Annotated in this window: 7 protein-coding genes; 5 read left to right on the forward strand and 2 right to left on the reverse strand. The window is 59.9% G+C overall.

The annotated features are described in order from the left end of the window. Positions 1-257 precede the first annotated feature (257 nt). The 3 genes from BJ917_RS28710 to BJ917_RS28720 all read left to right on the forward strand — a co-directional run bounded on the left by BJ917_RS28710 (position 258) and on the right by BJ917_RS28720 (position 3286). Positions 258-746 carry a DUF3015 domain-containing protein gene (locus tag BJ917_RS28710; RefSeq protein ID WP_121105722.1) on the forward strand — a complete coding sequence of 163 codons (489 nt, stop codon included), beginning with the start codon at positions 258-260 and terminating at the stop codon, positions 744-746. Positions 747-875: 129 nt separating this feature from the next. Beyond that, positions 876-2729: a DUF4105 domain-containing protein gene (locus BJ917_RS28715; RefSeq protein ID WP_121105724.1), complete on the forward strand. Its 1854-nt coding sequence runs from the start codon at positions 876-878 to the stop codon at positions 2727-2729. Between the two features lie 62 nt (positions 2730-2791). Further along, positions 2792-3286: a GreA/GreB family elongation factor gene (locus tag BJ917_RS28720; protein ID WP_121105726.1), complete on the forward strand. Its 495-nt coding sequence runs from the start codon at positions 2792-2794 to the stop codon at positions 3284-3286. Here BJ917_RS28720 and gdhA read toward each other — a convergent pair. Further along, positions 3283-4620, reverse strand: coding sequence for an NADP-specific glutamate dehydrogenase (gdhA, locus tag BJ917_RS28725; protein WP_121105728.1), 1338 nt, complete (start codon positions 4618-4620; stop codon positions 3283-3285). The two genes, BJ917_RS28720 and gdhA, sit on opposite strands and share 4 nt — an antisense overlap. Before the next feature lie 340 nt (positions 4621-4960). Then, positions 4961-6625 (reverse strand): energy-dependent translational throttle protein EttA, encoded by a 1665-nt coding sequence (gene ettA, locus BJ917_RS28730; RefSeq protein WP_096515042.1) that lies wholly within the window; start codon positions 6623-6625, stop codon positions 4961-4963. 286 nt (positions 6626-6911) lie between these two features. On the opposite strand from ettA, the gene BJ917_RS28735 reads away from it, so the two are divergent. Further along, entirely contained in the window at positions 6912-10760 is a 3849-nt protein-coding gene (locus tag BJ917_RS28735) for a bifunctional diguanylate cyclase/phosphodiesterase (protein WP_121105730.1), read from the forward strand. Between the two features lie 232 nt (positions 10761-10992). After that, a complete protein-coding gene (glyA, locus tag BJ917_RS28740) occupies positions 10993-12246 on the forward strand; it encodes a serine hydroxymethyltransferase (RefSeq protein ID WP_008022534.1) in 1254 nt (417 codons plus the stop codon). The last annotated feature ends 74 nt before the right edge of the window (positions 12247-12320 follow it).

Here is a 12320-nt window from a genome sequence, read left to right on the forward strand (position 1 = left end):
CCTGACTGGCAAGGAGCGCCTCAGACCAAAGCATAGACAAGCCGAAACCCCGGCGTTGAGCGGCGCCAAATCACCGTTTTCATCGAATGTTTTGCAAAAAATCACGGAACCGCGCGATCGTGCCTAAACTCCAAACTGCGCGGCTGGACTGATAACCGGCCCAAATGGCGCCGTTGGGTCTGTACGAACCTCGCAGTTTGCGTACAGAGCCGGGCCAGACCCTTGTTCATTGGTACGCACATAAAGAGAACAAAGCTATGAAACGGATTCTTCTCGGTACTCTCTTCACCGCTGTATCCATCAACGCCATGGCTCAGGCGCCAGGCGGCCCGGATTGCGGTTGGGGCAACATGCTGTTCGAAGGTAAGCGTGGTACTCCGGCTCACTTCCTGGCATCCACCACCAACGGCACTTCCGGTAACGCAACCTTCGGCATGACGTCCGGCACCAACGGTTGCGCCACCAACGCGGCGCTGACCTATGGCGGCAAATCCTGGTTTGCCATGAATGGCATGATGAACGAGCTGTCCGAAGACATGGCCAAGGGTCAGGGCGAAGCGCTGACCACTTACGCCGTGGTACTGGGCGTGGCGCCGGAAGACCGTGCGCACTTCGCCGCCGTCACTCACGAACACTTCCAGCAGATCTTCAGCAAGGCGGATGTGACCGCGGAAGATGTGCATACCAATACCCTGGCCGTTCTGAAGAACGACCCGCGTCTGGCGAAGTACGCCACTCAAGCATAAGCTCGACCCGCCCGCCTCTCTTGGGGAAGCGGGCTTTTTATTTTTTAGACCTGTCCGTCTTTGGGTAACGCCTTTCAAGCGGCATCATCAACGCCGGGCTTTGTTCTTTTCCTGTTTAAGTTGCTGACTATGCTCAAACGCCTTGCCTGGCTGGCGCTCTGTGTCTGCGCCCCGCTGTCCGCCGCGCCTCACATTGACAATCAACGTTTGCAGCAACTGGCCAACGACCCCTTCTGGATTTCCCTGGGTCATTACGAAACTGCCAAGCTCGGTGGCTGGCGCAGCTATGTCAGCGACAAGAAGTTTTTCCTCGCCGTCGATGGCAATGAACACCCTGACCATGAACTGGCGGCTACCGTACAAGCGCTGTACGCCCCGGCCAGTGCCGGTGAACGACATGCACAATGCGTTTACCCGGCGCGTACCCGCTGGCTGAAAGCGCAGCTCAACCTGACCGACCTGCCGACGCCGGACTGCGCCGGGTTCAAGCAGTGGTTCAAGGACGTCTCGCCCCATAGTGCAGTGATGATTTTCCCGGCGGCCTACCTCAACAGCCCATCCTCCATGTTCGGCCATACCCTGCTGCGCATCGATCAGGCAGATGTGCAGCGTGACAAGACGTCGCTGCTCAGTTACGCGATCAACTTCGGCGCGTACATCGAAGGCTCGGACAACAGCATCCTCTACGCCTGGAAAGGCCTGATGGGCGGCTATCCCGGCCTGTTTGCCCTTGTGCCCTATCAGGAAAAACTCTCGGAATACCGCAGCCTGGAAAACCGTGACCTGTGGGAGTACCGCCTGAACCTGACTCAGGCCGAAACCGAGCGCATGGTCGAGCACGTCTGGGAGTTGAAGCAGATCAAATTCGATTACTTCTTCTTCGACGAAAACTGCTCCTATCGCCTGTTGGAACTGCTGCAAGTGGCGCGTCCGAGCCTGCGCCTGACCGGACAATTCCCGCTCACCGCCATTCCCACCGACACCGTCAAAGCCGTCAAGGAGGCCGGGCTGGTGGAGTCCATTCAATACCGCCCTTCCCGCGAACGGGAATTGCTGAGTCGCGCCGAGTCCCTGACCGAAGAAGAACAACAGTGGGTGCTGAAAGTCAGCGCCGACCAGAAACAACTGCAAACCCCGGCATTCAAGGCACAACCCCGTGACCGCCAGGCGCTGATCGTCGACGCGGCCTATCGCCTGGAACGTTACCGCGCCAACGGCCAGGAACGAGACTCGCAACGGGCGCAACGCAGTTTCGAATTATTGCGGGCAATCAACCAGAACCCGGCGCCGGAGCTGGACATCCCACAACCCGGCCTGCCCGAGGACGGCCACGAATCCCGCACCTGGCAGGCCGGCCTGGGCACCCGTGGCGACCGCGCGTTTGGCGAATATGGCCTGCGCATGGCCTATCACGACCTGAACGACAATGCCGAAAGCTTCCCCCTTGGCGCGCAGATCGAAATCCTGCAACTGAAACTGCGTCAGTACGAAGGCAATGACTGGCAGGTGCAGCAACTGGACCTGGCGACCATTCGCTCCCTGACTCCGCGCAATGAGCTGCTGCAACCACTGTCGTGGCAAGTCACGGGTGGCCTGGAGCGGGTACCGGGCAAGCATGACGATGAAAATCTGGTCAGCCACGTCAATGGCGGGGGCGGCGGCACCTGGCAACTGGGCGACGACATGCTGGGTTTCGCCCTGGGTACCGTGCGCGTGGAGCACAACAATGATTTCGCCGGATTTATCGCGCCGGCGGCAGGTTTCAACACGGGCCTGTTGTGGAAAAACCCGCTGGGCAACCTCAGTCTGGAAACCAGGGGGGATTTTTTCACCAATGGCGAAGTACGTCGCAGCGTGAGCCTGAATCAGCAGTGGGAATGGTCACGCAACCTGGGCGTGCGCCTGAGTGCCCAGCGCGAATTCAGTCATCTGGCCTCGCCCGGGAACGAAGTGATGCTTGAGGTGAAGTGGTATCACTATTGACGGCCAAAACTCGCAAGAGCAAAGCTTGCAACCATGGCCCAAGCCCCTATCGGGAGAACACCATGAGTCGCGCCTTCGTCAATGAAGACAACGCTGCCGCGCAAACCGATCAGCCGGTCGAACGGCAGGTCAGCGGGCAACCCAATTACGTCACGCCTGCCGGCCTGAGCCTGTTGCAAGACAAGGTTGCCGAGTTGCAAGTGCTGCATGGCGAGCAATCGGCACTCGGCGATCAGGCTGACAAACAACTGTTGGCCAACCTTGAACGCGACTTACGCTACTTCCATCAACGCCTGCAAAGTGCCCAGGTCGTGCCGCCCGCGACGTCAACCACAAAGGTCCAGATCGGCAGCCGGGTCACCTACGCCGATGAACAGGGTACCGAGCACTGCGTGCAACTGGTCGGCGAAGACCAGGCCGCTGCCGCCAAAGGCCTGATCAATTGGGGGTCGCCGCTGGGTCGGGCGTTACTCGGGGCGCACCCCGGTGACGAGGTGCTGTGGCAACGCCCGGCCGGCGATCAACGGATCGAAGTCATCCGCATCGAACCGGCTTAGACGACGCCTTGGGCCAGCATGGCATCGGCGACCTTGACGAAACCGGCGATGTTCGCGCCCTTGACGTAGTTGACCTGGCCGTTCTCTTCACCGTAATGCACGCAAGCATGGTGGATCGACTGCATGATTGCGTGCAGCTTGCTGTCCACTTCACCACCGGTCCACAGCAGGCGCATGGCGTTCTGCGACATCTCCAGCCCGCTCACGGCAACCCCGCCGGCGTTGGACGCCTTGCCCGGTGCGAACAGAATCCCCGCCTCGATGAACAGGTCCACCGCTTCAAGGGTGGTCGGCATGTTTGCGCCTTCCGCCACACATATACAGCCGTTGCGCAGCAGCGCGCGAGCGGCATCGGCATCCAGTTCGTTTTGGGTGGCGCACGGCAGCGCGATGTCGCAGCTCAGGCCCCACGGGTGCTGGCCGGCGAGGAACTCCAGACCGAAACGGCCGGCCAGTTCGCTGATCCGCCCGCGCTGGACGTTTTTCAGTTCCAGCAGTGCTTGCCATTGTGCTTCGGTCAAACCGCTTTCGCAGTACAACGTGCCCTCGGAATCCGACAGCGAAATCACTTTACCGCCCAGGTCCATGACCTTGCGTGCCGCGTACTGCGCGACGTTGCCGGAACCGGAAATCGCCACGCGCTTGCCTTCGACTGCCAGGCCGCGACGCTTGAGCATTTCCTCGGCGAAGTACACGCAACCGAAACCAGTAGCCTCCGGGCGAATAAGGCTGCCGCCGTAGCTCGGGCCCTTGCCGGTCAGAACGCTGGTGAACTGGTTGCTCAGGCGCTTGTACTGGCCGAACAGGAAACCGATCTCGCGGGCGCCGACACCGATATCACCCGCCGGCACGTCAACGTCGGCACCGATGTGACGGTACAGCTCGCTCATGAAGGCCTGGCAGAAACGCATGACTTCCGCATCGCTTTTGCCTTTCGGATCGAAGTCCGAACCGCCCTTGCCACCGCCCATGGGCAACGACGTCAGCGAGTTTTTGAAGGTCTGCTCGAACGCGAGGAACTTCAACACACCCAGGTTCACCGAAGGGTGGAAGCGCAACCCGCCCTTGTATGGACCGATGGCGCTATTCATCTGGATGCGGAACCCGCGATTGACCTGCACCTTGCCATGATCGTCGACCCAGGAAACCCGAAACACGATTGCCCGCTCCGGCTCGCAAATCCGCTCCAGAATGCCTGAAGTCAGATAGTGCGGATTGGCCTCGAGAAAAGGCCACAAACTGCGCAGGACCTCTTCGACAGCCTGGTGAAATTCAGGTTGGTCCGGATCGCGTTTTTTCAGGCGGGCAAGGAAGGATTCGACGGATTCGATCATGGAAAAGTCTCGGCAAATTTATTGTCGTTGGAAGAAATTGAGCCGGACTGTAACAAACGATTCGCGCACAGGAACAGAGCAAAGTGTCGCTTTTATGAAATTAAATGGTACACAGGATATAAATTAGCCCTGTTTTCCGGGTGTTTTTGCACCCCAATAGGGAGGCCATCCTTGAGTTATGCACCAACAGTTACACCGCCATCGCGAGCAAGCTTTGCTCCTACAGTTGTGTGGGAGCAAAGCTTGCTCGCGATCGACTCACTGCGACATCACTGAAAAACCGCGCAAAAAAAAACGGAGCCCGAAGGCTCCGTTCTTTTTTCATGCCACCAACCCCAAATCAGGCCAGTTTCTTGTGCCGTACACGATGTGGCTGGGCAGCCGCTTCGCCGAGACGCTTTTTGCGATCGGCTTCGTACTCGGTGTAGTTGCCTTCGAAGAACACCGCTTGCGAATCGTCTTCGTACGCCAGGATGTGAGTCGCGACGCGGTCAAGGAACCACCGATCGTGGGAGATCACAATGGCGGCGCCCGGGAAGTCCAGCAGGGCTTCTTCCAGGGAACGCAGGGTCTCGACGTCGAGGTCGTTGGACGGTTCGTCGAGCAGCAGGACGTTGCCGCCCTCCTTCAGGGTCAGGGCCAGGTGCAAGCGACCGCGCTCACCACCGGACAAGTCCTTGACGAACTTCTGCTGGTCGCCGCCCTTGAAGTTGAAGCGACCGACATAGGTACGCGACGGGATCTCGTAGTTGCCGATGCGGATCTGGTCGGAACCGTCGGAGATCTGCTGGAACACAGTCTTGCTGCCGTCCAGGTCTTCACGGCTCTGATCCACGCAAGCGAGCTGCACGGTTTCGCCAACTTCGATGCTGCCCGAATCCGGGGTTTCCTTGCCCATCAGCATGCGGAACAGCGTGGATTTACCCGCGCCGTTACCGCCGATCACGCCGACGATGGCGCCTTTAGGCATGGAGAACGACAGGTTGTCGATCAATACGCGATCGCCGTAGCCCTTGGTGACGTTCTTGAATTCGATGACCTTGTCGCCCAGGCGCGGACCGGCGGGGATGTAGATCTCGTTGGTTTCGCTGCGCTTCTGGAATTCCTGCGATTGCATTTCTTCGAAGCGTTGCAGACGGGCCTTGGATTTCGACTGGCGAGCCTTGGCGCCTTTGCGCACCCACTCCAGCTCTTCCTTCATGGCCTTTTCGTGAGCCGACTGCTGTTTGGATTCCTGGGCCAGACGATCGGACTTGGCTTCCAGCCAACCCGAGTAGTTGCCCTCGTAAGGAATGCCCGCGCCGCGGTCGAGTTCCAGGATCCAGCCTGCGACGTTGTCCAGGAAGTAACGGTCGTGCGTGATCGCGACGACGGTGCCCGGGAAATCGTGCAGGAAGTGCTCAAGCCAGGCGACGGAGTCGGCGTCCAGGTGGTTGGTCGGCTCGTCGAGCAGCAGCATGTCGGGGGCGGACAGCAGCAGGCGGCACAGGGCCACGCGACGCTTTTCACCACCGGAAAGGTGTTCGACCTTGGCCTCCCAGGCCGGCAGGCGCAGCGCATCGGCGGCGACTTCCAGCTGACGCTCCAGGTTGTGACCGTCGCTGGCTTGCAGGATCGCTTCCAGCTTGGCTTGCTCGGCAGCCAGTTTGTCGAAGTCGGCATCCGGATCGGCATAAGCCGCGTAGACCTCGTCCAGACGCGCCTGGGCGTCCTTGATCACGCTGACTGCTTCCTCGACCACTTCACGCACGGTCTTGGTCGGATCAAGTTGCGGCTCTTGCGGCAGATAACCAATGTTCAGGTCCGGCATCGGACGGGCTTCGCCGTCGAACTCGGTGTCGACGCCTGCCATGATTTTCAGCAGCGTGGATTTACCCGAACCGTTGAGGCCGAGCACGCCGATCTTGGCGCCGGGGAAGAACGACAGGGAGATGTTTTTCAGGATTTCCCGCTTCGGCGGAACAACTTTGCCCAGCCGATGCATGGTGAATACGTATTGAGCCATGGAGAACCTAGGGTCAGTGACTGATGAATGAATAGAGCGCAGGCGATGCCCGGCCAGACCTTGCGCGTTGACCGCTTGATGGAAACCAATGCGTGCGCGCTGAAAAAAGCCTGATTTTAGGAACTGGAACGCTCCCGCGTAACCGGCAAAGCTACCTTAATGACGAGAGGCAGTCCAGCCGAGCGGGGCTGGCACTTTGCCACAACTCAAGGCATGCTAGCCGCCCTTCGGGCGTCCGGCTTATAGTGCATGTCGCGCCAGTCCAGCCAAACCGCAGGATTACAGTTTGTCCAATGTCCCTCCGTCCCTGACCCCCAGTGTACCGACAGCGGCACCTGGTTCGCCCCTGCGCGGGACTCTGAAAGGTGCGCTGGCGACACTCGTTCTGTTGTTGCTCGCACTGCTGTTCTGGCAACTGCTGGACCAACTGCGTGAGACCCGGAAAAACCAGCGGCAGTACACCATCGACTACACCGCCGACCTGGCCGCGCAAGTCAGCCAGAACATGGCGCTCAACGCGCAGATTGCCCTTAACCTGCTACCGATCGTCGAACAGCCGCAAAGTACCGACGAACAGCAGGAGCTCCTGCGCAAGCTGCAAAAATCCTTGCCGGACCTGACCAGCCTGGCCTTGCTCAGCCCCTCCGGGACCATCCTCAAGGACAGCGCCACCAATAGCGAAGACGCCGACTACTTGAGTGAACTGGTCCGGCGCAGTCATGCCCAGCCTCATTACTTCAGCAATGCCATTGATGGCTCGGTGGTGCATCTGCTGTTGCATCAGGTCAGCGGCAGCACTCGTGGCTACTGGGCCTTGCGCCTCAAACCAACGTTTTTTTCATCACTGACCCGACTGAACGAGACCGATGGCCGTCCGCAGTGGCTGGTGGAGAACCGCTACAACCACCAGATCATCAGCCGCGATGAAGCACTGCCGCTGGTCAACCCGGGCACGCTGACCCAGGACGACCTGGGCAATAGCGTACTGACCGTTCCGCTGAGTAGCAGCGACTGGCAACTGCGCGGTCTGTTCGATCGCCAGCGTGTGCTCGAAGAGCTGCTACCGGCCTTCATCGGCAAATGCCTGCTGGGCCTGGCCTTTTCCATGTTGCCGTTTATCGTCCTGCTGAACATGCGCCGACGTCAGCGACAGTTGCATGAGGGTCGTCGGCGCTATCAGGAGATTTTCGAAGGCACCGGCGTTGCGCTGTGCGTACTCGACATGTCCGGCCTCAAGAGCACGTTCGACAAGGCTCGGCTGCAAGGCAACGAGCAACTGCAATCTTGGCTCGAGGACCCGGAACAACGCCTGCAGTTACTGCTGGCGCTGCGGATTACCGAAGTCAACCAGGTGGCCCTGCAGCTGCTCAATGTCAGCACCTGCGGGCAAGCCTGGGACTTGCTGATCGACGGCAACCCGCTCGATGGCAGCGCCATCGGCAATCAAGTGCTCGAAGCGGTGTTCAACCAGCAGCAACAACTTGAGCTGGAGATCAAACTCCAGGATGCCATGGGCCGCGACCAGCACCTGTGGCTGGTGCTGCGCCTGCCGCAAAGCCCCGAAGACTATAAAGCGGTGATCCTGAGCATCACCGACATCACCAGCCGCAAGCTCATCGAGTTGTCGCTGCAGGAACGCGAAGGATTCTGGTCCGATGTGGTGCGCACCGTCCCCGATCACCTGTACGTGCAGGACGTGATCAGCCAGCGCATGATCTACAGCAACCACCATCTGGGCCAGACCCTGGGCTACAACCGCACCGAATTGCAGCAAATGGGCGAGTACTTCTGGGAAATCCTCCTGCACCCCGACGATGCCGACCATTATCACCGCTCGCGCCAGGTCCAGCGGCAAGGTGGCTACAGCCAATTGATGCAATGCCAGTTGCGCTTCCGTCACCGGGACGGCGAATGGCGCCGCTTCGACATTCGTGAACAGGCACTGGCGCGAGACGGGCACGACCAGGTGATCCGCATCATTGGCGTGGCCAAGGACGTCACCGAGCAGATCGAAGCCAGTGAGTCCCTGCGCGATAGCGAGCAGCGCTACCGGATGCTCGCCGAAAGCATCAGCGATGTGATTTTCTCCACCGACAACCGCATGTCGCTCAACTATGTCAGCCCATCGGTGCAAACCGTGCTGGGTTACGACGCCGAGTGGATTTTCCAGAACGGTTGGCAATCGACCATTGCCAACCCGCAACAATTGACAGGCATCTATAGCCTGATGGAGCGGGTCAGCAAAGCGCTTGATCATCCCGAGCAACTGGCACTGTTGCGCAACCAGGGACAGACCCAATTGTTCCTGTTCGACTGCCTGCGGGCCGATGGGCGCAAGATACCCATCGAGCTGCGGCTGGTGCTGGTCTGGGATGAACACGGCGCATTCGAAGGCGTATTAGGTGTCGGCCGCGACATCAGCCAGCAACGCCGTGCCGAAAAAGACCTGCGCATGGCCGCTACGGTTTTTGAACACTCGACTTCGGCGATCCTGATCACCGACCCCGCCGGCTACATTGTCCAGGCCAACGAGGCCTTCAGCCGCGTCAGCGGGTATGCGGTTGAACAGGTGCTCGACCAGTTGCCGAACATACTGACCGTCGACGAGCAGCAGGAAGCCCATCTGCGCTACGTGCTCAAGCAACTGAACCAGAACAGCACCTGGGAAGGCGAAGTCTGGCTCAAACGCCGCAATGGCGAGCATTACCCTGCGTGGGTCGGCATTACCGCAGTGCTGGACGACGAAGGCGATCTGGCCAGTTACGTCTGCTTCTTCAGCGACATCAGCGAACGCAAGGCCAGTGAGCAACGGATCCATCGCCTCGCCTATTACGACGCCCTGACGCACCTGCCCAACCGCACACTGTTCCAGGACCGCCTGCACACTGCGTTGCAAGCGGCCGACCGGCAAAAATCCTGGGTGGTGTTGATGTTCCTTGACCTCGACCGCTTCAAGCCGATCAACGACTCCCTGGGTCACGCCGCCGGCGACCGCATGCTCAAGGAAATGGCCACGCGCCTGCTCGGTTGTGTCGACGATGACGACACGGTGGCACGCATGGGTGGCGACGAGTTCACCTTGCTCCTGCAACCGCGGATCAACCGTGAGATCGCCCTGAACCGGGCGATTCACGTGGCGGAACAGATTCTCGCCAGTCTGGTGAAACCGTTCGTGCTCGAAGGTCGCGAGTTCTTTGTCACCGCCAGTATCGGCATCGCCTTGAGCCCGCAGGATGGCGACGAACTCAGCCAATTGATGAAGAACGCCGACACCGCCATGTACCACGCCAAGGAGCGCGGCAAGAACAACTTCCAGTTCTATCAGGCGGACATGAACGCCAGCGCCCTGGAGCGTCTGGAACTGGAAAGCGATTTGCGCCATGCCCTGGAACAGAACGAGTTCGTGCTGTTTTATCAGCCGCAATTCAGCGGCGACGGCAAACGCCTGACCGGTGCCGAGGCGCTATTGCGCTGGCGTCATCCGCGCCGTGGCCTGGTACCGCCGGGAGACTTCATTCCGGTACTCGAAGAACTCGGCCTGGTCGTGGATGTGGGCGATTGGGTGATCAGCGAAGCCTGCCGCCAGCTCAAGACCTGGCATCAGGCCAAAGTACGCGTCCCGAAGGTGTCGGTGAACATTTCGGCGCGGCAGTTCTCCGACGGCCAGCTCGGTACGCGGATCGCCACCATCCTCAAGGACACCGGCCTGCCGCCGGCGTGCCTGGAACTGGAACTGACCGAAAGTATCCTGATGCGCGAGGTCAGCGAAGCGATGCATATTCTCGATGGCCTGAAGAATCTCGGGTTGAGCATTGCGGTCGACGACTTCGGTACGGGTTACTCATCGCTCAACTACCTCAAGCAGTTCCCGATCGACGTGCTGAAAATCGACCGCACCTTCGTCGATGGCCTGCCGTCGGGTGAACAGGATGCGCAGATTGCCCGGGCGATCATCGCCATGGCCCACAGCCTCAACCTCGCGGTCATCGCCGAGGGCGTCGAAACCCACGAGCAGCTTGATTTCCTGAGGGAGCACGGCTGTGACGAGGTTCAGGGTTATCTGTTCGGCCACCCGATGCCGGCGAACAAGTTCGAACTGCAGTTCAGCAATGATGCGCTGTTCATGTTTGACTGAGGTTTTGCAGTGAGGCAGCAGACCAGCTCCCACAGGGTCCCGCCGTGGATCAATACTCATGGCTCAAACACGGACATTGTGGGAGCTGGCTTGCCAGCGATGGGGCCTGCACAGGCGCCGCATGTCAGTCATGAAGCCCACTTGTCTGCGACATGATGCCGTTTCATATGCCATCTAAAACCCGATGGGGTAGAATGCCCCCCTTTTCTGCCCCCGATCCTTGAGGACCGCCATGTTCAGCCGTGATTTGACTATTGCCAAGTACGACGCCGATCTCTTTGCCGCCATGGAGCAAGAAGCTCAGCGCCAGGAAGAGCACATTGAGCTGATCGCTTCGGAAAACTACACCAGCCCCGCGGTGATGGAAGCTCAAGGCTCGGTACTGACCAACAAGTACGCCGAAGGTTACCCGGGCAAGCGCTACTACGGTGGTTGCGAGTACGTCGACGTCGTCGAGCAGCTGGCAATCGATCGCGCCAAAGAGCTGTTCGGCGCCGATTACGCCAACGTCCAGCCGCACGCCGGCTCGCAAGCCAACAGCGCCGTTTACCTGGCCCTGCTGTCGGCCGGCGACACCATCCTGGGCATGAGCCTGGCCCATGGCGGTCACCTGACCCACGGTGCCAGCGTTTCCTCGTCGGGCAAGCTGTACAACGCCATCCAGTACGGCATCGACGCCAATGGCCTGATCGACTACGACGAAGTCGAGCGCCTGGCCGTCGAGCACAAGCCGAAAATGATCGTGGCCGGCTTCTCTGCCTACTCGCAGATCCTGGACTTCCCGCGCTTCCGCGCAATCGCCGACAAGGTTGGCGCTTACCTGTTCGTCGACATGGCCCACGTGGCCGGTCTGGTCGCCGCTGGCGTCTACCCGAACCCGGTTCCGTTCGCTGACGTGGTGACCACCACCACCCACAAGACCCTGCGCGGTCCACGTGGCGGCCTGATCCTGGCTCGCGCCAACGCCGACATCGAGAAGAAGCTGAACTCCGCAGTATTCCCGGGTGCCCAGGGCGGCCCGCTGGAGCACGTGATCGCGGCTAAAGCGATTTGCTTCAAGGAAGCGCTGCAGCCTGAGTTCAAGGCTTACCAGCAACAAGTGGTGAAAAACGCCCAGGCCATGGCCAGCGTGTTCATCGAGCGCGGTTTCGACGTGGTCTCCGGCGGTACTGAAAACCACCTGTTCCTGCTGTCGCTGATCAAACAGGAAATCTCCGGTAAGGACGCTGACGCCGCTCTGGGCAAGGCATTCATCACCGTGAACAAAAACTCCGTGCCAAACGACCCACGCTCCCCGTTCGTCACTTCCGGCCTGCGCTTCGGCACTCCGGCTGTGACCACTCGCGGCTTCAAGGAAGCAGAGTGCAAGGAACTGGCCGGCTGGATCTGCGACATCCTGGCTGACCTGAACAACGAAGCGGTGATCGACGCCGTTCGTGAGAAAGTCAAAGCCATCTGCAAGAAGCTGCCGGTGTACGGTGCTTAATCAGCCCCGCTAAACCGCAGCAATAAAAAAACCGGCCAGAGATGGCCGGTTTTTTTTGCTCGCGACAATTGCAG

Source organism: Pseudomonas sp. WPR_5_2 (assembly GCF_003634475.1).
GTDB classification, from domain to species: Bacteria; Pseudomonadota; Gammaproteobacteria; order Pseudomonadales; family Pseudomonadaceae; genus Aquipseudomonas; species Aquipseudomonas izuensis.

What these genes read in the sequence shown, in the direction of transcription:
- BJ917_RS28710 (WP_121105722.1), top strand. Translation starts at nt 258, where the DNA reads ATGAAACGGATTCTTCTCGGTACTCTCTTCACCGCTGTATCCATCAAC.
- BJ917_RS28715 (WP_121105724.1), top strand. Translation starts at nt 876, where the DNA reads ATGCTCAAACGCCTTGCCTGGCTGGCGCTCTGTGTCTGCGCCCCGCTG.
- BJ917_RS28720 (WP_121105726.1), top strand. Translation starts at nt 2,792, where the DNA reads ATGAGTCGCGCCTTCGTCAATGAAGACAACGCTGCCGCGCAAACCGAT.
- gdhA (WP_121105728.1), bottom strand. Translation starts at nt 4,620, where the DNA reads ATGATCGAATCCGTCGAATCCTTCCTTGCCCGCCTGAAAAAACGCGAT.
- ettA (WP_096515042.1), bottom strand. Translation starts at nt 6,625, where the DNA reads ATGGCTCAATACGTATTCACCATGCATCGGCTGGGCAAAGTTGTTCCG.
- glyA (WP_008022534.1), top strand. Translation starts at nt 10,993, where the DNA reads ATGTTCAGCCGTGATTTGACTATTGCCAAGTACGACGCCGATCTCTTT.